The following is a 22921-nucleotide window of genomic DNA, read 5'->3' as shown; positions in this document are numbered from 1 at the left end:
AAGTAGGATTAGACATTTGTCGGGGACTTTATGATATAATAGGACTGATACATGTGAATTGAATTAGAAAGTATGAGGATAGAAAGCTGAATATCAGTCAATTATTAGATGCCGACTATTGGTCCAGTTTGATCGCTAGTCCTTGGATTGCCATGCTTCATCTGGTTGATATTAGTTTGGTTGTCCTGTTGATTTACCAATTGAGTAAGTCGCTGGCAGGTACCAAGATTATGGTACTGATTCGAGGAGTTTTTCTCTTCTTGTTCGCCCAAATTGTAGCGAGTTTGCTCGGTCTTCAAACGATTTCCTGGTTGATGAACCAGGTCATCACTTATGGGGTCATCGCAGCGGTTGTGATTTTTGCGCCGGAATTGCGAGCGATTTTAGAAAAACTTGGTCGGACGACTCAGTTATTTATGGGGACCAGTCTCAGTTCAGAAGAAGTTTTGGTTCAATCCCTGCTCAAATCCGTTGCCTATATGGCACCACGGAAAATTGGTGCCCTAATTGCTATCGAAGGAGCACAGACCATTCAAGAATACGCATCGACTGGAATTGGGCTACACGCAGATATTTCCAGTGAATTATTGATCAATATCTTTATTCCCAATACGCCCTTGCATGATGGTGCCGTCATTGTCAGGGAAAACAAGATAGCCGTAGCCTGTGCCTACCTGCCCCTATCAGAAAGTGCAGGGATTTCAAAAGAGTTTGGGACTCGTCACAGGGCTGCAATTGGCCTGTCAGAAGTATCGGATGCCCTTGTTTTGATTGTGTCAGAAGAAACAGGTAGTATCTCGATTGCCCAAAATGGCATTTTCCAGCACGATCTGTCTAAGGAAGAACTGGAGAGTTTCCTCCGTTCAAAATTTATTCTCAGCACAGAATCCAGCATCAGCTGGTGGCAACGATTGTGGAGGGGAAAATAGATGCAGGATAAGGTGAAAAAAATTGGACAGTTGGTCCTATCGGCCGTCATTGCCCTGGTCTTGTTTTTTAATGCGACCACGACCAACTACAAAAATTCCGTTTCAACTGTTCAAAGTACAGAGTCAGAAACCTATACACATACCCTGACCAATATCCCGATTGAAATCAAGTACGATAGTGAAGCCTATTTCATCTCAGGTTTTTCTTCGACGGTCAATGTGGACTTGATTGGCTCCAACCGTGTGATTTTACAGCGAGAGTCAGATGAATCAACCCGCACCTTCCAGGTGACAGCAGATTTGACTGATTTGGAGCCAGGGACCCATTCGGTTCCCTTGCAGGTTTCCAATCTTCCAACTGGCGTGAGTGCGAGCTTGAATCCATCTGAGATGACCTTGAAAATCGGTAAAAAAGTGAGCAAGACCTTTGCTGTTCAAGGAGTGATTTATAGCAATCAGCTTGCAGATGGCTACATGGCATCCAAGGTTTCAGTCAGTGTATCAGCCGTTAAGGTGACAACGGATGAAGATACCATGGCTTTGATTGATCATGTTGAAGCAGTTGTGACAGATGCAGCCAATCTGTCCAGTGATTTTAGTGCAACCGCAACGATTCAAGCGGTTGACCAACAAGGAAATGTATTGCCGGTGGTGCTTTCAGAAAGTGAAGCTGGTGTACAAGCAACCATTACAAAAATCAAATAAATAATCAAAGAGGAATCGAATTAAAATGGGTAAATATTTTGGTACGGACGGAGTCCGTGGAGAAGCAAACGTAGAATTGACACCTGAATTAGCCTTTAAACTGGGGCGGTTTGGTGGTTATGTATTGAGCCAACATGAGACAGAAACACCTCGTGTTTTCGTAGGACGCGATACACGAATTTCAGGTCAGATGTTGGAAGCTGCCTTGGTTGCAGGTCTTCTTTCAGTAGGGATTCACGTTTATAAGTTGGGTGTTTTGGCAACCCCAGGTGTGGCTTATTTGGTTCGTACGGAAAAAGCTAGCGCGGGTGTCATGATTTCAGCCAGCCACAACCCTGCTCAAGATAATGGTATTAAGTTCTTTGCGGGCGATGGCTTCAAGTTGGATGATGCATTGGAAGCGGAAATTGAGGCTCTTTTGGACGCAGAAGAAGATACTCTTCCACGTCCATCAGCACAAGGCTTGGGTGATGTGGTGGATTATCCAGAGGGCTTGCGCAAATACCAACAATTTCTAGTGTCAACAGGCCTGGAGTTGGAAGGAATGAAAGTTGCACTTGATACAGCCAATGGTGCAGCAGCAACCAGTGCCCGTCAAGTCTTTGTTGATCTCGGTGCCGAATTGACAGTTATGGCGGAAAAGCCAGATGGTTTGAATATTAACGAAGGGGTCGGCTCTACCCATCCTGAAAAATTGCAAGAACTGGTCAAGGAGACAGGCAGCCAAATTGGCCTTGCCTTTGACGGTGACAGTGATCGCTTGATTGCTGTCGATGAAAATGGTGACCTAGTTGATGGTGACCGTATCATGTACATTGTCGGGAAAAACTTGGCAGATAAGGGGCTCTTGGCCAAAAATACCATTGTGACTACAGTTATGTCCAACCTCGGTTTCCATAAGGCATTGGATCGTGAAGGTATTGAAAAAGCTGTGACCGCAGTTGGTGACCGTTATGTGGTAGAAGAAATGCGTAAAGGTGGCTACAATGTCGGTGGTGAGCAATCAGGACACGTGATTTTAATGGACTATAACACCACAGGTGACGGCCAGTTGACCGCTGTGCAATTGACCAAAATCATGAAAGAAACTGGTAAGAAGTTGTCAGAATTGGCAGCAGAAGTGACCATTTACCCACAAAAATTGGTTAATATCCGTGTGGAAAACAGCATGAAAGACAAGGCAATGGAAGTGCCTGCTATTGCAGCTATCATTGAAAAAATGGAAGCAGAAATGGCTGGCAACGGTCGTATCTTGGTTCGCCCAAGTGGCACTGAGCCCCTCTTGCGTGTCATGGCAGAAGCACCAACGGATGCTGAAGTCGATTACTACGTGGATACCATTGCCGATGTGGTCCGTGCGGAAATCGGGAGTTAGACAGAAATCAGTAACTCGTAGAGTTTGATTTCGTTGTCTAACCCCCGCAAGGTTGAGTAGGAATTTCACAGCTGATAGGCGAAGAAATTCCACTCAAGACTGCGAAAATAAAAGTAAAAACTGGGGTTTGTTACTCCAGTTCTTTGATGTTGTGAGGAAATTATGAGTATTTTAGAAGTAAAGAATTTGAGTCATGGTTTTGGTGACCGTGCGATTTTTGAGAATGTCTCCTTCCGTCTCTTGAAAGGGGAGCACATCGGTCTTGTCGGTGCCAATGGTGAAGGGAAATCGACCTTCATGTCTATCGTGACAGGTCAGTTGCAGCCAGATGAAGGCAAGGTTGAATGGTCACGTTATGTAACAGCAGGTTATTTAGACCAGCATGCTAAACTAGAAAAAGGTCTATCAGTCCGTGATGTCTTGCGGACAGCATTCGATGAACTCTTCAAGACAGAAGCTCGTATCAATGATATTTATATGTCTATGGCAGAAGAGGATGCCGATATGGATGCCCTCATGGAAGAAGTTGGCGAACTGCAAGACCGTCTGGAAAGCCGTGATTTCTATACGCTTGATGCCAAGATTGACGAAGTAGCGCGTGCGCTTGGTGTCATGGACTATGGCATGGACAAGGACGTGACAGAGTTGTCTGGTGGTCAACGGACTAAGGTTCTTTTGGCAAAATTGCTCTTGGAAAAACCTGACATCTTGCTTCTGGATGAACCGACCAACTACTTGGATGCTGAGCATATCGACTGGCTCAAACGCTACTTGCAGAACTATGAAAATGCCTTTGTCTTGATTTCGCACGATATTCCTTTCTTGAATGATGTGATTAACATTGTCTACCATGTGGAAAATCAGCTTTTGACTCGTTACACAGGTGATTACTATCAATTCCAAGAAGTCCATGCTATGAAGCGGGCTCAGTTGGAGGCTGCCTATGAGCGCCAGCAGAAGGAGATCGCAGATTTGCAGGACTTCGTTAACCGTAACAAGGCCCGAGTTGCAACTCGAAACATGGCCATGTCTCGTCAGAAGAAGCTGGATAAAATGGAGATTATTGAGCTCCAAGCAGAGAAACCAAAGCCATCATTTGATTTCAAAATGGCTCGAACTCCAAGTCGCTTTATCTTCCAAACGACTGATTTGGAAATTGGTTATGACCGTGTATTGACACGTAAACCGCTCAATTTGACCTTTGAACGCAACCAGAAGATTGCTATTGTCGGTGCCAACGGTATCGGGAAATCCACTCTTCTTAAAAGTTTGATGGGGATTATTCCACCGCTAGGTGGTTCTGTGGAGCGTGGGGAGTATCTGGAACTAGGCTATTTCGAGCAAGAAGTAGCTGGCGGCAATCGTCAGACCCCGCTGGAAGCTGTTTGGGATGCCTTTCCAGCCCTTAACCAGGCAGAAGTACGGGCTGCCTTGGCTCGTTGTGGTCTGACTTCCAAGCATATCGAAAGCCAAATCCAAGTCCTTTCAGGTGGAGAACAGGCCAAAGTTCGCTTCTGTTTGCTTATGAACCGTGAAAACAATGTCTTGGTTCTCGACGAGCCGACTAACCACTTGGATGTGGATGCCAAGGATGAACTCAAACGTGCCCTTCAAGCCTACAAGGGCTCTATCCTCATGGTCTGCCACGAGCCTGATTTCTATGAAGGCTGGGTGGACGATGTATGGGATTTTAATGAATTGACTTGAGAAACAAGCCACCGAAAGGTGGCTTGTTTTGTAGGAAAAACTAACTGAATAGGTGCCAAATAAAAGGAATAAACATACAGAAAAAACACATCAAAAATACATGTAGATAATTGTTCACTTATATCAATATTGATATAATAAAACAAAAAAGGAGGTTTTCTAATGAAAACAAAATGTATGCTCGGTGTCGTCCTTCTTAGTCTGGGTCTGTCAGTAGCTCCTCCTATCACAACAGAGGTTGAGGCGCAGACAACGCATGTTTCTGATTCAACATTGCGTAATAGCTATCCTTACAACCTATCACATTATTTGGAGGTTAGTGTTGGCTCTGGTCAGACTAAAAAAGGCTCTTCGATCTTAATTGCTCCAAATACCTTATTAACAGCTGCACATGTGGTAGCAGATGATTCGAACGGTCAAGTAACCTCACGCACTTGGTCTGGAAATGCCGTATGGGGCGACGCTTCTCCATACTATGAATTATCAGAAATAAAACGTACCAATTCAGCCAATCCATTTATCCCCATGCCAGGTTATGGAGGAATATGGGATGTTCGTCGGGATGTTGCTTTGGTAAAAATAACCACTCCAAGTCGAAAAACACAAAATGCTAACACTGCAAATGCTCGTCTTGGGATCTATCGTAATACCTATGATTTGGTTGGAAGAAAGTTCTTAATCGTAAGTAACAGTATCAATCTATATGGTCGCTGGGAGTACGAATATGGAACCATAACAGAAGTTAGACAAGATGGGCTCCTCCAAACGAATATTACAGGCATCAAAGGACAATCTGGTTCACCAATTATCATTGATGGACGAATTGTTGGTGTGGCAACAAATATCGACGGAAATTCGAGGATTGTCATTACACCATTAACTTTGGAAATGAAGTCAAAACTATTTGACAAACATGGAATTACTAATATCGATATCTACTAAGATTCCTAGAATAGATAAATGAAATAGAACAGAGAACTAGGCTATTCGATAGTAGCGTTAGTTTGTTCAAATGATGGAAAGTAAATAAACTTCAAAGAAGCTTTGCTGGTCTACAAGTGTGCTCAGTACTTGGGATTACGATTTTGATGCTTATTTGAGTTGGAAAGATGATGCATGTGCCACCGAAAGGTGGCTTTTTCTTATCAGGTCTCTAAGTATTGTCTGAAAATTATAATGTTTCTAAAAAAGCTTGACAAGTATTTCGAAAGTAGTATAATTAGAATTATTCTAAAGAAAGTTTGGAATGATTATAATTTAGAGGTAAATAATTATGAAAACAAAAGACTACGGAAAAGCTCCATTTGTAACCAATATCGAAACAGCAACGCTTGAAAATACTAACTACCGCACAGCCCTCTGGACTGGGGAACTCTTGCAAGTTACCCTCATGTCTATCCCAGTCGGCGGCGACATCGGTGCAGAAGTCCACAATGAAAATGATCAGTTCCTCCGCATTGAGCAAGGCCACGGCCGTGTTATCATGGGCGAATCAGCTGACAATATTACGCTTGATACGGAAGTTGGACCAGAAGACGCCATTTTGATTCCAAACGGTGCCTACCACAATGTCATCAACATCGGCCAAGAAGACCTTAAAATCTACTCTATCTATGGACCAGCCCACCACGCTCACGGGACAGTTCATGAAACCCAAGCCATCGCTATCGCTGCTGAAGAAGCAGAAGAGCACGGTCATTAAGATGAACATTTTCCAACTTCAATCGGTCGGCTTATCGGACAAAGATAAGTCGATTTTAACTAACATCAGCTTCACCATTGCAGCAGGCGAGCGACTAACCCTGGTTGGACCTTCGGGCAGTGGCAAAAGCTCTATTCTCAAACTATTGGCAGGCTTGACATCTGCGACCAGTGGGACTATTTTCTTTCGGGGGCGGGACATAGCAGAGCTGGATATGCCGACTTACAGGAGGGAAGTTTCCTATTGTTTTCAACAGCCAGTTCTCTTTGGCCAGACCGTCAAAGACAATCTCCAGTTTCCATTTACCATTCGTCAGCTGGCATTTGACCAGACCAAAGCCCTCAAGGCTTTAGAAACTGTCAATCTAGCACCAGAATTTTTAAGCAAGAAAATCACAGAATTATCAGGAGGAGAAAAGCAGCGAGTTGCCCTCATCCGCAATCTACTCTTTGAGCCAAAAGTCTTACTCTTGGACGAAATCTCTGCAGGATTGGACGCTGAAACCAAGGCCATTGTCAACAAGCTCTTGGCAGACTACCAAGCCGCAGGAAATACCTTGATTGAAGTCACTCATGACCAGTCAGAGATTGAGGCAGCTCAAAAGATTTTGCGAATAGAAGGAGGTCGGGTCCAAGTATGAATGTTTCAGTAGATAACCTATCCCTAGCTCTTGTTTTCGGGCTGGTCTTGGTAGCAATGAGCATCAGCCAAAAGGAAAAACTTGGCTTGACCAAGGATATTTTCATGGCAGTTGTCAGAACTGTCCTTCAGCTGATTTTTGTCGGCTACATTCTCAAGTTTATCTTCCAAGCCTCCAATATTTTTCTCAGCTTGGCAATGGTTTTGATTATTCTCTACAATGCCAGTGTCCAAGCCAACAAACGCAACCCCAATAGTAAGAAATCCCTGCTTCATCCCTTTCTAGCCCTGCTTGCTTCGACTGGTCTGACTCTGACAATCCTGATTTTATCAGGGGCAATTCAGTTTATTCCTTCGCAGGTCATTCCCATTTCAGGGATGTTGGCAAGTAATGCCATGACGGCCATCGGCCTGTCCTATCGGGCTATGTACAAGTCTTTCACAGACAACCGTCAACAAGTTTTGGAAAAACTCAGTCTGGGAGCAACTGTCAAATTGGCTTCACAGGATATCTTACGAGAGGCTATCAAAACAGGTATGCAGCCCACCATTGATTCAGCCAAGACAGTCGGTCTGGTCAGCCTGCCTGGGATGATGTCAGGTCTGATTTTTGCAGGCGTTGATCCAGTCCATGCCATTCGCTATCAGATTATGGTCATGTTTATGTTACTGTCTGCGACCAGTCTGGCTTCAGTAATAGCCTCCTACGCAGCCTACCAGACCTATTTTACCGACAAGGCCCAGTTGGAGTTTGAATAAGAATACCTTGTAAACTGCATGTGGACTGACCACATGTAGTTTTTATATCTTAGAACGGTATTCACAAGTGAAATGCTTTAATATATGAAATAGTTTTTTGAGGGAATAATGACTGTATGTTGAAAAAACTCTAGCCCATACTCGTTTTTTATTCTATTGACCAACGTTCGTTTTTCTGCTAATATGGAAAAATGTTTGTTTGGAGGTAATTGCTTGAAAAATATAATTTCTATTTGGAAAAAGATGAGTTTAATTCGGAAAATCAGTATTGGGGTCGTTTTAGGATTAGTCTTGGGATTGAGTGTGCCTCAGTTTACGATGATTTCTCTCTTAGGAAGTCTCTTTGTTGGAGCTTTGAAAGCTATTGCACCACTTTTGGTATTGACACTGGTTGCCCACGCCCTGTCTCAGGCACCTGATGGTCAAAAAAGCAATATTCGAACTATCCTTTTCCTGTATCTGATTGGCACGTTTGCAGCTGCGAGTGTTGCTGTTATCGCTAGCTACCTATTTCCATTAAAATTGGTTCTTACCGAGGCAACTGCGACAGAAATTTCACCACCCCAGGGGATTTCAGAAGTATTTCAAGACTTACTATTGAACATTGTTGACAATCCAATCAATGCGCTTGTGAATGCCAACTATATTGGTGTTTTGACTTGGGCAGCGATATTCGGACTTGCCTTTCGGAATGCGAGTCAACACACCAAGGATTTATTGCAATCAACAGCGGAAGTAACCTCAAAAGTGGTCAGTTGGATTATTGGTCTTGCACCATTCGGAATTTTAGGCTTGGTTTTTGACACAGTCGCAAATAATGGATTGGCAGCTCTTAAGAATTACGGAGTTTTATTACTAGTATTAGTTGGCAGCATGGCTTTTGTCGCTCTGGTGGTCAATCCCTTGATTGCATTTATGGTCATGAGAAAAAATCCGTACCCTTTGGTATTGGAATGTCTCCGTGTTAGCGGTGTAACTGCTTTTTTCACAAGAAGTTCAGCAGCCAATATTCCCGTCAATATGCAGTTGGCAAAACGTTTGGGAGTTGATCCAGATACCTACTCCGTTTCTATTCCCTTAGGTGCGACTGTCAATATGGCTGGGGCTGCCATTACAATCAATATTTTAACAATGGCAGCTGTTCATACACTTGGCATCAGTGTTGATTTCAGCTCAGCTCTTCTTTTATCCGTTGTTGCATCACTATCAGCAGCAGGAGCATCTGGGGTAGCAGGTGGCTCGCTTCTCCTCATCCCAGTAGCATGTAGTCTTTTTGGCATTCCAAATGAGTTAGCCATGCAAGTAGTTGGAGTCGGATTTGTGGTCGGAGTGATTCAGGACTCTTGTGAAACAGCCCTCAACTCATCAACCGATGTTTTGTTTACAGTTGTAGCAGAACGCTCTGCTTGGAAAAAATAGAAAGAAGTTGGGAGACCAACTTTTTTTCATTGTTTCAATTCTGAAATCTCTTTCATTTTGTGATAAAATAGACTTACTTTAATCTAGTCTTTTGGTTTACTTTTATTACTAGCTTCAACAGTCAGAGTAGTGACTGTTGAAGGTTGGAAATGAAACAAACAGAGTTTGTGTCAACAACTGTTCGGGGAAACTTTGAAGGTCGGAGATGAAACAAACGAAGTTTGTGTCAACAGCCGCAGGCATAACTGAAGTACGGCAAAACGAGTTCAAATAATGATGAAATTATTTGAAGTTGGAAATAGGGAAACGAAGTTTCTACTTGCGTCGACGTAATAAAAGATAAACCAAATGACGATACTGAAAAGGAGAACATATGACAGTAAATTTTAGAGCAGAGTTTGACAAACGCAAAGATGAGTTTCTAGCGGACCTCTTTGACCTTTTACGCATCAATTCTGAGCGTGACGACAGCCAGGCAGATACCCAGCATCCATTTGGACCTGGCCCAGTGCGTGCCTTGGACAAGTTCTTGGAAATCGCTCAGCGTGATGGTTATCCAACCAAGAACGTTGACAACTACGCAGGTCACTTTGAGTTTGGCGAGGGCGACGAAGTCCTCGGTATCTTCGGTCACTTGGACGTTGTGCCGGCAGGAAGCGGTTGGAACACCGACCCATACGAGCCGCAAATCATCGACGGCAAGCTCTTTGCCCGCGGTTCCTCTGACGACAAGGGGCCAACCATGGCTTGTTACTACGGCTTGAAAATCATCAAGGAGTTGGGCCTTCCGACCTCTAAAAAAGTCCGCTTCATTGTTGGTACCGACGAAGAGTCGGGCTGGGCAGACATGGATTATTACTTCGAGCACGTCGGCCTTCCCCTGCCAGATTTCGGATTTTCTCCAGATGCCGAGTTCCCGATTATCAACGGCGAAAAGGGCAATATCACAGCTTATCTTCATTTTGCGGGGGAAAATAGCGGAGCTGCTAAACTGCATTCCTTCGCAGGCGGTTTGCGTGAGAACATGGTGCCTGAGTCTGCGACAGCTATCATCTCTGGCGACCTAGCAGACCTGGACAGCAAGTTGGCAGAATTCACAGCTACTTACGGCCTACAAGCTGACGCGGAAAACCTTGAAAACGGTCAAGTTCAAGTCACCGTCATCGGAAAATCAGCCCACGGTTCAACCCCAGAAGAAGGTGTCAACGGAGCAACTTACTTGGCTAAATTCCTCAGCCAATTCGCCTTTGACGGAGCAGCCAAAGCCTATCTTGACTTAGCAGGACAAGTCCTTCTGGAAGACCATGACGCTAAGAAACTCGGCGTAGCCATCTACGATGAGCAGATGGGAGCTCTTTCTATGAACGCAGGTGTCTTTAAGTTTGAAGAAACTTCATCTGACAACACCATTGCCCTCAACTTCCGTTATCCAAAAAATACCAACCCAGAAACCATCAAGGCTGGTTTGGAAAAACTTGGCGTGGAAGCTGTCAGCTTGTCTGAACATGGTCATACCCCACATTATTGCCCAATCGATGACCCAATGGTTGCAACCCTCTTGTCTGTTTATGAAAAACACACAGGCTTGAAAGGTCACGAACAAGTGATCGGTGGCGGAACATTCGGCCGCTTGCTCAAACGTGGTGTTGCCTACGGAGCTATGTTCCCAGGCGATGTCAACACCATGCACCAAGCCAACGAATTTATCGAAGTGGAGCAGCTCTACCGCGCCGCTGCCATTTACGCAGAAGCTATCTATGAACTGATTAAATAAAAAGGTCCGGGGGACCTTTTTATCTTTTCGCCTAGAAATACACGAGCGAAAACAGGTCCGGGGGACCTTGAATCATTTCGCCTAGAAATACACGAGCGAAAACAGGTCCGGGGGACCTTGAATCATTTCGCCTAGAAATACACGAGCGAAAACAGGTCCAGTGGACCTTGAATCATTTCGCCTAGAAATACACGATCGAAAATAGGTTCGGGGGCCTTGAATTATGGGCTTGAAAATTAAGAAGCGAGAAAGTTTTAGTCAGTTGTCATTTAACAGCTGTTTTTTTGTATGAAAAAAGACATATAAATCCAGTTTACAACTCAGAAAAAATGGTATAATGATATAAAAAAGGAGAAAGGAGGTTTCCAACGATGAAAAAAATCTTCTTGTTTTGTTTTTCTATGCTTTCTGCCTTGCTGATTTGGTTAGGCCCCCCCGTGGTTGCAGATACCGATTTGGAAAAGCCAGTGGCGAGCATGGTGAAGGATCCCCAGTCCTATCTTTCCGAAGAGACCAAGCAGACCATTGACCAGCAAAACCAGGGCTGGGAGCAAGCAGGGCAGCCTCTTCGAGTTTGGTACTATGTGACGGACCAAGTGGATGCCGACCTTGCTTCTAAGGCTAGCAGGCTTCTAGCTGATTGGCAGGGACAGGCAGAGCAATCATCGGCTGTTCTGGTGATCATGGCTAGGAAAGACCAGCAAGTTCACCTACAAATCAGCGACCGGCTCCAAACGTTTTTGACGGAAGAAGAAATAACGAATATCTTGGCATCTGTTCAAGAGAAGTTTCAAGAAGGCGAGCTTGACAAGGTAAGCTTACAGTTGCTGGCCGCAATCGAAGAGCAAGTTTTTGGGAAAACGACTCTCCAAGTAGAAGAAAAAAGTGTCTACCAGCAGTTATCAACTTATTTGCCCTTGCTTGTTTTAGGAGCCTTTTTAACCTTTGCTATTGTCATGGATCAGTCAGCTAGGAAAAAGGGAGATGCAGGCCAATTTCTTTGGATTCCCTTTGATCATTTTTCCTCCTCTCCCAACCAGTCAGATAAGACAACCCTAGAGAGTCCAAGTTGGACGAGTGATTCAGCTAGTGATGGCCGAGCTGATATGGGAAGATAGAAGGGAGGAGCAAGATGAAGAAAGTATATATATTTTTTCTAGCAGGCTTGACTCTATTTGGAATAGTAGGCTTTTTGACCTGGTCTTATTTACAGGTTTCAGAAGCAAAGAATCAAGTTCAGCTTGCGCAAGTGGATTTAATTGCTCCCATAGAGCGACAGTATCACTTGCTTCCAAGCTTGTTAGCAACCGCCGAGAATTTGCAGGTCCGTCCAGAACTTATCAAAGAAGTGACAGAGTGCCAGGATGTATTTGAAAATGCAGCACCAAAGTATAGCGCCTCTTATTGGCAGGCAAGTGCAGATCTTTCTAAAAGTCTTGTTTCATTAGCGCAAGCAGTTGACCAAGAGGCGGCGACCGTCATGGAAGTCAAGGCCATGGAACTGGCGGATGACATTACAGAGTCAGCGACCACTCTCGAGGCGGCAGCACGTAGCTACAACCAAAGCCTTCAAGCTTTTCAGGAGTTTAAGAGCCAATTTCCAACAAACCTCCTCACTCCACTCAGCTCGATGGAAGAGGAAGCCTATTACCCTCAATGATTTACCAGACAAGAATAGAAAGGAAAGATTATGGAAATCGTAACAACCCTCATGACCATTTTTGTTCCCCTATTGGTGATTATCGGATTTATCATCCTGTTTGCCCTAGGATACGTTTCAGCAAAACCCAATGAAGCCATTGTCATCACAGGCTTGCGGAAGCCAAGAACCTTAATTGGACGTTCTGGTTTCATGATTCCATTTATTGAAAAGCGGTCCTATGTCTCCATTGAACAGTTTTCAACAGATGTTCAGACAACAGACTTTGTGCCTACTCTTGATTTTATCAACGTCAAAGCAGATGCAGTAGTTAAAGTCAAGGTCGGTGTGACCGAAGAATTACTCAATGCAGCGGCCCAAAACTTCCTTAACTGGAAAACGGCGGACATTTCTGCATCCATTCAAGATGTTTTGGAAGGAAATCTGCGTGAAATCATCGGCCAGATGGAACTGCGAGACATGGTCAACAACCGCCAAGCCTTTGCAGAAAAGGTCCAGTCAAATGCTGCTCCCGATCTTGCCAAGATGGGGCTAGAAATCATTGCCTTTACCGTCCAATCCTTCACAGACGACAATGATGTGATTAAAAACCTAGGGATTGACAACATTGTGACCATCCAAAAAGATGCTGCAAATGCCCGTGCAAAAGCAGAGCGTGAGCAGGCGGAAGTTCGTGCCCGAGAAGATAAGGCAGCCAACGATGCGCGTGTCGCCGCTGATTTGGAAATCGCAAAAAAACAAAATGAACTGGCCATCGAACAAGCCAATCTCAAACGGCAGGCAGATGTCCAACTAGCCCAAGCCAATGCAGCCTATGGCATTGAAGAACAAGCACAGCGTAAGGAGATCGAACGGGCGACAGCGGAAGCCAATATCGTCAAGCAACAAAAAGAAGCAGAAGTCAAGGCTGAAGAAGTAAAAGTCCGTGAGCAAGAACTATCTGCAACCATCCGCAAGCAAGCCGAAGCTGAAAAATATGCTCGACAACAAGCAGCAGAAGCGGATTTGATTGAACGCCAACGAAAAGCTGAAGCTGAACTCTACGAAACGCAAAAAGAAGCAGAGGCTCAAAAGGCGCGTGCCGAAGCTGCTAAGTATGCTGCGGAGCAAGAAGCAGCAGGGATTGAGGCCAAAGGACGTGCTGAAGCCGAAGCCATCAGATTGAAACTTGAAGCCGAAGCAGAAGGTCTCAGCAAGAAAGCAGATGCCATGGCTAAGTTTAATGATGCAGCGGTGACAGAAATGGTAGTCAATGTTCTTCCAGAAATCGCCAAGAATATCGCTGCTCCACTTGGAAATGTCGATAAAATTACCATGTATGGCGAAGGCAATGCTTCTAAGATGGTGGGCGACTTGATGACGACTATGGATAAAACAACAGAAGGACTGGGACTCAATGTCCGTGATTTGATCACAGCGACTTTGACTGGCCGAGCTATCTCAAATGGACTAGCTAGTCAGGAAGATCAGAAAATAGACAAATAAATCTCTGTGAAATCTTCATCACGATCAGCCACCTTGTAGTTTACTGGTGGAGGATTTGCATCGCAACACAAGCAAAAACACCTAGAAAGTTTAAACTTTCTAGGTGTTTCATTTACCACAGATAGGAAATACGTGGAAATTTTACTTATAACAAACTTAGTTGTTTGCCCACCAAAGGCCACTAATGGCTTCAAATTCGGTCCTTACTTGACTAAGTACTGTTTTTGTTTTCCAGTTGTAGAGTAGAAGATGGTCGCCAATTGTGATGACCAAGCGTTCCGCATCGACCTGTTTGACAGAAGAAATCCAGTAACTACCATCAGGGTCAAACTGTGAAAAATCATGCAGCGATTCTTGTCCCGTTTTGGTGTCGTAGATAGTTGCGAGCAACTGACCGTGCTCATAGCTACTATGTTCAATAAAAAGCAGGTCTTGATCTTCAATTGGATGGATAACCTCAGGGCTATGGGTATCTAAAGTAATTTTTTGCATGTCAAGCGTATCCAGTTGAAAGACTGCTATATCATAGGAGCGAATAAAGTTTTGCTGGTCTTCTTGATAAGCTGCAATTGGAAGGTAGAGTTTGTCGCCCACAATCTGGCTATTGATAGTTGATAGGTCTTGATCAATCTCGACAGTATCAAGTAGATCCAAATTTTCCTTGTCAAAAATAAAGAGAACATTTTTGGCGTTCCAATCTTCCCCAGGCTTTGAAGTTCGGATGGAGCCTGTCATGTAAATCTTATCTTTGTATACATTGATGTTTTGCTCAGGAAAATGGTCTTCCTTAAAAACATGAGCCTTGACTTCCTTGAGGTCGGTATCAAACTTAGTCAATTGACCGTAATCATTGGTATAGAAATACTTGCCATCTGTCCCTGTTACATGAGAAAAATGACGGGTTGCCCGGCGTTGTATGGTAGCATCCTGAAAATCGAGCTTAATCAGGGATTCACCAAAGGACTTGACACCATCTTCTGACATGATGAGGTAGCGCTGATCGACCGTCCGTGCTGACCGCCAAGCAATTTGGTCCGAAATCCACATCTTTGTTGATTTCAGCGTCTCGATAGTGTCTCCATTTAAGCGATAGGCAGAGATAGCGTTGGTATGGACGATGTAGAAATCAGCATCTGCCTGGATCGGCAATGGCTCTTGCTTGTAACTGGTAAAATTCCAAAAGAGAATGCCAATGCAGGCGATAATCAGTGTGATAATCAGAGCAATTAACTTTTTCATAAAACCACCTCTTTCTATTAACATAATAATACAATAGGACAAAAAAAGCAAGAATTTCACCAAAAAAAATAGCAGAAAAATCTGCTACTGAATTATTTTCCAAGACAAAATTGGCTAAAGAGTTGGGTAATGAGTTCATCTGGTGCAGCATCGCCTGTTATCTCTCCCAAAATCTGCCAACAGCGTGTCAGGTCAACCTGTAACAAGTCGACAGGCATGCCCATTTCCAGTCCGTCGTTGACAGATTGTAGGCTTTGGACGGCTTGCTCAATCAGGGAAATGTGGCGGGAATTGGAGAGGTAGGTGGCATCTTGCTCTACCAAACCAGCATTTTCAAAGAAGAGCTGGTTGATTTTTTCTTCAATCTGGTCGATATTCTGGTTTTTCAAGACGGAAATGCGGATGACATCCTCGGGCAGTTGGTCTGTTTCAATCTGCTCTTCCAGGTCGGTCTTGTTGAGTAGGACGATACGGTTGGCCATATCGGAAATGGCTAGGAGATTGCGGTCTTGCTCGGTCAGGGGCTCGGATGCGTTGAGGACTAGCAGGATCAGGTCGGCCTCCTCAAGGGCTTTTTTAGACCGTTCCACACCGATCTTTTCAACGATGTCTTCTGTTTCACGGATACCTGCGGTATCAATCAGCTTGAGGGGGACGCCTTTGATGTTGACGTATTCTTCGATAACGTCGCGGGTTGTTCCTGCGATGTCTGTAACGATGGCTTTTTCCTCGCGGAGAAGATTATTGAGCAGGCTGGATTTTCCTACATTTGGACGACCGATAATGGCGGTTGCGATGCCTTCACGCAGGATTTTTCCACGACGTGCAGTACGGAGGAGATTTTCCAACAGGGCTTGGAACTGGAGGGTTTTCTCGCGGACCAGCTCTGTCGTTGCCTCCTCGACGTCGTCGTACTCAGGGTAGTCGATGTTGACCTCGACCTGTGCCAGTGTGTTGAGAATCTCCTGGCGGGTGTCGTTGATGAGCTGGGAGAGGGAGCCGTCAAGCTGGCGGACGGCATTGTGCATGGCCTTGTCGGTCTTGGCACGGATAACATCCATGACAGCCTCGGCCTGGGTCAAATCCACACGGCCGTTGAGAAAGGCACGCTTGGTAAACTCACCCGGCTCAGCCATTCGAGCCCCTTGGCGAATCAGGAGCTGGAGAATTTCGTTGGTAACGGCGATGCCTCCGTGGGTATTAATCTCAATGACATCTTCGCGCGTGAAGGTCTTTGGTGAACGCATGGCCCCAATCATGACCTCATCAAGCACTTGCCCCGTCGCAGGGTCAATAATGTGGCCGTAGTTGAGGCTGTGGCTAGGAACTGTTGCTAGGTCCTTTCCCTTGAAAACCTTGCTGGCAATGGCAAAAGCATCCGTCCCAGACAGGCGGACAATCCCAATGGCCCCCTCACCGAGAGGAGTGGAAATGGCGGTAATAGTGTCGAATTCTTTGGTAATCATAATAATGTGCTTTCTAACTAGAATCTGAATTCACAAGTAAAGTATTTTTTAGATAAGAGGTAGTTTGTTGTAAATCAAGGCAGTTTTTTGAGAGAAAGCTGACTGTATTTTGAAAAAAATAACGATGAATAGCTGATAAACTAGCCTTAGATGGAAGTACTGAACTGTGAATATAGGTTCTCAAATCTTACTTATAAGTTTAACATGGAATGAAGAAAAAAGCACATTTTAGAGATGCTGATACAAAGATATGTATTGAAAACGGTTTAAAATTTGATATAATAAAAACAGAAATAAAAAAGCACCGAATCGGTGCGCAAAATTGAGTACGGACAAAGCCTTATTTTAACTCGCTGTGTTGTTTCGAATGGTTCCAACAAAATTATTATATAGCATCTTACAAATATTTGCAAGAGTTTTTATAAAAAATCGTTGCACTCTAAACCAACACAGTACTAAAACTAAATACAAATCACTTTTGATTATAACAAAATTATCAGCAATAACAAAATCCTTTTTATAAAATATATAATTTCTTGCATCTATCTAAAGTGTTGTGTATAATTCAATTATACTTATATTTTTAATTTGTATTTAAGGAGATTTAAAAATGAAGAAGAAAAAATTAATTATGTTTACAGAGTTTTTTAAATTTCTTAAAAGTATAGTAGAGTTAGTAACAACATTATTAAATTAGTAATAAAAACAAAGGAGCAAAACTATGTTGAAGAAAAAATATGCCATCGGGATTGATATTGGTACCAATTCTGTTGGTTGGTCTGTTGTTACAGATGATTATAAGGTGCCTTCCAAAAAAATGAAGGTATTTGGAAATACCGAAAAGGGGTACATTAAAAAAAATTTACTAGGTACCCTACTATTTGATGAAGGCAATACAGCAGAAAGTCGCAGACTAAAGCGAACAGCTCGTAGACGTTACACACGCCGCAGAAATCGTATTTTATACTTGCAAGAAATATTTGCAGAAGAAATTAATAAGATTGATGACAGTTTTTTCCAACGTCTTGACGATTCGTTTCTTATTGTTGAGGATAAACAAGGAAGCAAGCACCCTATTTTCGGGACCTTGCAGGAAGAAAAAGAGTACCACAAACAGTTTCCAACTATTTATCATTTAAGAAAACAATTAGCAGATTCTTCTCAAAAAGCTGATATTCGTTTAATTTATCTTGCTTTGGCTCACATTATAAAGTATAGAGGGCATTTTCTGTATGAAGGGGATTTAAAATCTGAAAATAAAGATGTTCAACATTTATTTAATGACTTTGTTGAGATGTTCGACAAAACCGTTGAGGGTAGCTATTTGTCAGAGAATATACCAGATGTTGCAGATGTTTTAGTTGAAAAAGTCAGCAAGTCTAGACGTTTAGAAAATGTTCTTCATTATTTTCCAAACGAAAAGAAAAATGGGCTGTTTGGTAATTTTCTTGCACTTGCCCTAGGGTTACAGCCTAATTTTAAAACAAATTTCGAGCTGGCTGAAGATGCAAAAATCCAATTTTCAAAAGAAACGTACGAAGAAGATTTGGAGGAGTTATTAGGTAAAATCGGAGATGATTATGCTGACTTGTTTATCGCGACAAAATCCTTGTACGATGGGATATTGCTGGCAGGGATTTTGTCAACAACTGACTCTACAACAAAAGCTCCACTTTCGAGTTCAATGGTTGATAGGTATGAGGAGCATCAAAAAGACTTAGCCTTACTGAAGGATTTCATTCGTCAGAATTTGTCCGATTCCTATAAAGAAGTTTTCAATGATAAGCTAAAAGATGGTTATGCAGGTTACATTGAAGGCAAAACGACGCAGGAGAATTTTTATAGGTTCATAAAAAAAGCAATAGAGAAGATTGAAGGAAGCGATTATTTCATTGATAAAATCGATAGAGAAGATTTCCTTAGAAAACAACGTACCTTTGATAATGGTTCTATCCCACATCAAATTCATCTTCAAGAGATGCAAGCTATTATTAGAAGACAGGCTAAGTTTTATCCGTTTCTAGCAGAGAATCAGGATAAGATTGAAAAAATACTAACTTTCCGTATTCCTTATTATGTTGGTCCGCTGGCACGAGGAAATAGTGAATTTGCTTGGTTAAATCGTAAATCAGACGAAAAGATTAGGCCTTGGAATTTTGATGAAATGGTTGATAAGGAAACTTCCGCCGAAAACTTCATCACTCGTATGACAAACTATGATCAATACTTGCCGGATCAAAAGGTTCTTCCAAAGCATAGTCTGCTATATGAAAAGTTTGCAGTATATAATGAGTTGACAAAAGTTAAATTTATAGCAGAAGGAATGCGTGATTATCAATTCCTTGATAGTAGACAAAAAAAGGATATCGTTAAAACTTTCTTTAAAACGAAGCGAAAAGTCACAGCCAAAGATATCAAATCTTATTTGGAAAACTCCAATGGCTACGAGGGGGTTGAATTAAAAGGCCTTGAAGATCAGTTTAATGCTAGTCTTCCAACTTATCATGATTTACTTAAAATTATACAAGATAAAGCGTTTATGGATGCAGAAGAAAATCAAGAAATTCTTGAAGATATTGTGCTGACCTTAACTCTATTCGAAGATAGAGAAATGATTAGAAAACGCCTGGAGAAGTATAAGGATGTATTGACAGAAGAGCAACGCAAAAAAATGGAACGTCGCCATTATACTGGTTGGGGTCGGTTGTCTGCTAAGTTAATTAACGGCATACGAGATAAGGTAACTGGAAAAACAATTTTGGGCTATCTAATAGATGATGGCACAAGTAATCGTAATTTTATGCAATTGATTCATGACGATACCCTATCATTCGTAGATGAAATAAGATTAGCTCAAAGGGTAGGTAAAATAGAAGACTATCATACAGAGGTACAGAATCTTGCTGGAAGCCCAGCCATAAAAAAAGGAATCCTACAAAGTTTAAAAATTGTGGATGAATTGATAGAGGTTATGGGATATGATCCTGAGCATATCGTTGTTGAAATGGCGCGTGAAAATCAGTTTACGAATCAAGGTCGCCGTAACTCGCAACAGCGTATAAATCGATTAGAGAAAGCCTTGAAGGATTTTGGAAGTAAAATATTAGAAGAACAGAAACCTTATGGAGTATCTAAAGTCAACAATATTCATTTACAAAGTGACAGATTATTTCTCTACTATCTTCAGAATGGTAAAGATATGTACACAGATGAGGAATTAGATATAGATAGCCTTAGCGAATATGATATTGACCATATTATTCCTCAAGCTTTCATCAAAGATGACTCACTAGATAATAAAGTTTTGACAAAATCTGCTAAAAACAGAGGGAAATCTGACGATGTACCAAGTATTGAAATTGTTCATGATAGGAAATATTTCTGGAGACAGTTATTAAAGTCTAAGCTCATTTCCCAACGTAAATTTGATAACCTGACCAAGGCGGAGCGAGGTGGATTGACCAATGAGGATAAGGCAAGATTTATCCAACGGCAGTTAGTTGAAACTAGACAAATTACAAAACATGTAGCTAGGATTTTAGATACGCGTTTTAATACGAAGTTGGATGAAGCTGGAAATAGGATTCGTCATCCGAAAGTCAATATTATTACCTTAAAATCAAGCTTAGTATCTCAATTTAGAAAAGACTATCAGCTGTACAAGGTACGTGAAATCAACAATTACCATCACGCTCATGATGCTTATCTGAATGCAGTAGTAGCAACAGCTTTGCTGAAGAAATATCCTAAACTAGCACCAGAATTTGTGTATGGAGAGTATCCAACGTATAATAGTTACAAATCTCGTAAGTCAGCAACCGTGAGAGTCTTATTTTATTCTAATATCATGAACTTTTTCAAACGAATTGTTGTACATTCAAAAACAGGTGCGGTAAGGATTCGTCCAATAACTGAAGTGAACAAGGATACTGGGGAGATTGTTTGGAATAAGAAATCAGATTTTAAAACGGTCAGAAAAGTCTTATCTTATCCGCAAGTGAATGTTGTTAAAAAGACAGAGGTTCAAAACCATGGTCTAGATAGAGGGAAACCTAAAGGCTTCTATAATGCAAATCTTTCACCAAGGCCTAAAGAAGGAAGTGTTGAAAATCTGGTTCCTGCCAAACAAAGTTTTGATACAAAGCGTTACGGTGGCTATGCAGGCATTTCAAATTCTTATGCCGTTCTAGTGAATGGAATTATTGAGAAGGGGAAAAAGAAAAGTAAAGCGGAAGTAACAGAGTTTCAAGGCATCTCCATTCTAGCTAGGAAGGATTTTGAGAAAAATCCAAAACAATATTTATTGAATCTTGGATATAAAGATATTAAATCCATTATTAAATTACCAAAATATAGCCTTTTTGAACTGGAAAACGGCAGCAGACGAATGCTTGCAAGCATCTTGTCAACAAATAATAAACGTGGAGAAATTCATAAGGGCAATGAGATGTATCTGCCAGATAAATTTGTTACTTTACTTTACCATGCAATGAGAGTAAATCGAACGCTGGAGCCTGGACATAAGAAATATGTGGAAACTCATCGTCATGTTTTTGATGAATTACTGACATACATCCTCGAATACAATGAAAAAATTGTTGGAGCTAAAGCTAATGGAAAACGGATTGTAGAAGCATATTCAGCTAGAAAAGATACTGATAACCTTGAGGAACTTTGCAATTCATTCATCAACTTGTTGAATCTAACTGCCCTAGGTAGTGCTGTTGATTTTGAATTTTTAGGCACTAAAATCCCACGCTATAGAGATTACACCCCATCTTCACTTCTCAAGTCTACCCTCATTCATCAGTCTGTGACTGGTCTTTACGAAACACGTATTGATTTGAGCAAATTAGGAGGAGACTAATGGGTTGGCGGACTGTTATTGTAAATACACACTCCAAACTATCATATAAAAATAATCATTTGATTTTTAAAGATGCTACTCGGACAGAAATGATTCATCTGTCCGAGGTTGACATCTTATTGCTGGAAACAACTGATATTGTGCTGTCTACGATGTTAATCAAGCGATTAGTAGATGAAAACATTCTGGTTATTTTTTGTGATGATAAGCGACTACCAACAGCACACTTGATGCCTTATTATGCTCGGCATGACTCCAGTTTACAGCTTTCGAGGCAAATTGACTGGGAAGAAGCAATCAAAGCTGAAGTTTGGACACATATCATTTCCCAGAAAATACTAAACCAAAGTATCTATCTCAGTAAGTGTGGATTCATTGAAAAATCTCAATCCGTCATGAATTTGTACCATAGCTTGGAGCTCTTTGACCCTAGTAATCGTGAAGGACATTCTGCGAGGATTTACTTTAATACTTTATTTGGAAACGATTTTAATCGAGAACTTGATAATGACATCAACGCAAGTCTAGATTATGGCTATACCCTGTTGCTTAGTATGTTTGCGCGTGAGGTTGTTCTTTCTGGTTGTATGACACAATTTGGTTTAAAACACGCTAACCAATTCAATCAGTTTAATCTTGCAAGTGATATTATGGAACCTTTTCGACCTATCATAGATCAGATTGTTTACGAAAATCGAAATCATAGTTTTGTGAAAATTAAGCGTGAATTGTTTACAATTTTCTCGGATACGTTTCAATACAACAATAAGGAAATGTACCTGACCAATATTGTTAGCGATTATACGAAGAAAGTGATTAAGGCGCTCAATAATAAAGGGAAAGGAGTTCCTGAATTTAGGATATGAGTTACCGGTATATGAGAATGCTATTGATGTTTGATATGCCTACAGAAACAGTTGATGAAAGAAAGGCATATCGTAAATTCCGTAAATTTTTAATCAACGAAGGGTTTATTATGCATCAATTTTCAGTCTATAGCAAGTTACTCCTGAACAATTCAGCCAGTAATGCTATGTTGGAGCGACTAAAGGCAAATAATCCCAAGAAGGGTAATATCACACTTCTGACAGTTACAGAAAAACAATTTGCTCGTATGATTTATCTCCATGGTCAGCGAGATGACTGTATAGGAAATACGGACTCTCGAATAGTCTTTTTAGGAGAGGAGATTTGA

At 42.0% G+C, this 22921-nt stretch carries 18 protein-coding genes; 16 read left to right on the top strand and 2 right to left on the bottom strand.

All coding sequences use genetic code 11. The features are described 5' to 3' along the window. The first annotated feature begins 86 nt into the window (after window positions 1–86). From cdaA to JNG37_RS00985, 13 genes are all read left to right on the top strand, one after another. Window positions 87–929, top strand: coding sequence for a diadenylate cyclase CdaA (gene cdaA, locus JNG37_RS01045; protein WP_275585219.1), 843 nt, complete (start codon window positions 87–89; stop codon window positions 927–929). Beyond that, window positions 930–1634, top strand: coding sequence for a CdaR family protein (locus tag JNG37_RS01040; RefSeq protein WP_158454473.1), 705 nt, complete (start codon window positions 930–932; stop codon window positions 1632–1634). It abuts the gene before it with no gap. A 25-nt stretch (window positions 1635–1659) separates the two neighbouring features. Then, on the top strand, window positions 1660–3009 hold the full coding sequence (gene glmM / locus JNG37_RS01035) for a phosphoglucosamine mutase (RefSeq protein WP_158454475.1): 1350 nt from the start codon (window positions 1660–1662) through the stop codon (window positions 3007–3009). Window positions 3010–3171: 162 nt separating this feature from the next. Next, window positions 3172–4716, top strand: a complete 1545-nt coding sequence (locus JNG37_RS01030; RefSeq protein ID WP_158454477.1) for an ABC-F family ATP-binding cassette domain-containing protein — start codon at window positions 3172–3174, stop codon at window positions 4714–4716. 162 nt (window positions 4717–4878) lie between these two features. Next, on the top strand, window positions 4879–5658 hold the full coding sequence (locus JNG37_RS01025; protein ID WP_158454479.1) for a trypsin-like serine peptidase: 780 nt from the start codon (window positions 4879–4881) through the stop codon (window positions 5656–5658). Window positions 5659–5989: 331 nt separating this feature from the next. Then, window positions 5990–6418: a cupin domain-containing protein gene (locus tag JNG37_RS01020; RefSeq protein WP_187321585.1), complete on the top strand. Its 429-nt coding sequence runs from the start codon at window positions 5990–5992 to the stop codon at window positions 6416–6418. A gap of 1 nt (window position 6419) precedes the next feature. Beyond that, window positions 6420–7058, top strand: a complete 639-nt coding sequence (locus JNG37_RS01015) for an ABC transporter ATP-binding protein (protein WP_158454483.1) — start codon at window positions 6420–6422, stop codon at window positions 7056–7058. Next, window positions 7055–7816, top strand: coding sequence for an ABC transporter permease (locus JNG37_RS01010; protein ID WP_158454485.1), 762 nt, complete (start codon window positions 7055–7057; stop codon window positions 7814–7816). The genes JNG37_RS01015 and JNG37_RS01010 overlap by 4 nt, the downstream gene beginning before the upstream one ends. A 213-nt stretch (window positions 7817–8029) precedes the next feature. Next, on the top strand, window positions 8030–9235 hold the full coding sequence (sstT, locus tag JNG37_RS01005; protein WP_158454488.1) for a serine/threonine transporter SstT: 1206 nt from the start codon (window positions 8030–8032) through the stop codon (window positions 9233–9235). Window positions 9236–9608: 373 nt separating this feature from the next. Beyond that, the gene (gene pepV, locus JNG37_RS01000; RefSeq protein ID WP_158454490.1) at window positions 9609–11009 is read left to right on the top strand and encodes a dipeptidase PepV; all 1401 of its coding nucleotides are present in this window, start codon (window positions 9609–9611) and stop codon (window positions 11007–11009) included. Window positions 11010–11380: 371 nt separating this feature from the next. Then, entirely contained in the window at window positions 11381–12127 is a 747-nt protein-coding gene (locus JNG37_RS00995) for a TPM domain-containing protein (RefSeq protein WP_158454492.1), read from the top strand. Window positions 12128–12141: 14 nt separating this feature from the next. Beyond that, window positions 12142–12669, top strand: a complete 528-nt coding sequence (locus JNG37_RS00990; protein ID WP_158454494.1) for a LemA family protein — start codon at window positions 12142–12144, stop codon at window positions 12667–12669. A 30-nt stretch (window positions 12670–12699) separates the two neighbouring features. Next, complete coding sequence (locus tag JNG37_RS00985; protein ID WP_158454496.1) at window positions 12700–14154, top strand: flotillin family protein; 1455 nt, start codon at window positions 12700–12702, stop codon at window positions 14152–14154. A 156-nt stretch (window positions 14155–14310) separates the two neighbouring features. Here JNG37_RS00985 and JNG37_RS00980 read toward each other — a convergent pair whose 3' ends face one another. Together JNG37_RS00980 and mnmE are read right to left on the bottom strand one after the other, a co-directional pair. Next, window positions 14311–15393, bottom strand: coding sequence for a hypothetical protein (locus JNG37_RS00980; RefSeq protein WP_158454498.1), 1083 nt, complete (start codon window positions 15391–15393; stop codon window positions 14311–14313). Between the two features lie 92 nt (window positions 15394–15485). After that, window positions 15486–16859, bottom strand: a complete 1374-nt coding sequence (mnmE, locus tag JNG37_RS00975) for a tRNA uridine-5-carboxymethylaminomethyl(34) synthesis GTPase MnmE (protein ID WP_158454500.1) — start codon at window positions 16857–16859, stop codon at window positions 15486–15488. Window positions 16860–17580: 721 nt separating this feature from the next. Between mnmE and cas9 the strand changes: the two genes are divergently transcribed. From cas9 to cas2, 3 genes are read left to right on the top strand one after another with little or no spacing between them, the layout of a single operon-like run. Beyond that, window positions 17581–21726: a type II CRISPR RNA-guided endonuclease Cas9 gene (gene cas9 / locus JNG37_RS00970; protein WP_187321586.1), complete on the top strand. Its 4146-nt coding sequence runs from the start codon at window positions 17581–17583 to the stop codon at window positions 21724–21726. Beyond that, window positions 21726–22592 carry a type II CRISPR-associated endonuclease Cas1 gene (cas1, locus tag JNG37_RS00965; RefSeq protein ID WP_158454502.1) on the top strand — a complete coding sequence of 289 codons (867 nt, stop codon included), beginning with the start codon at window positions 21726–21728 and terminating at the stop codon, window positions 22590–22592. Before cas9 ends, cas1 begins: the two co-directional genes overlap by 1 nt. Next, window positions 22589–22921 carry a CRISPR-associated endonuclease Cas2 gene (gene cas2, locus JNG37_RS00960; RefSeq protein ID WP_024381495.1) on the top strand — a complete coding sequence of 111 codons (333 nt, stop codon included), beginning with the start codon at window positions 22589–22591 and terminating at the stop codon, window positions 22919–22921. The genes cas1 and cas2 overlap by 4 nt, the downstream gene beginning before the upstream one ends.

Origin of the sequence: Streptococcus suis, from assembly GCF_016775005.1 — a bacterium.
Classification (GTDB): Bacteria; Bacillota; Bacilli; order Lactobacillales; family Streptococcaceae; genus Streptococcus; species Streptococcus suivaginalis.
This window is presented reverse-complemented; position numbering and strand designations above follow the sequence as displayed.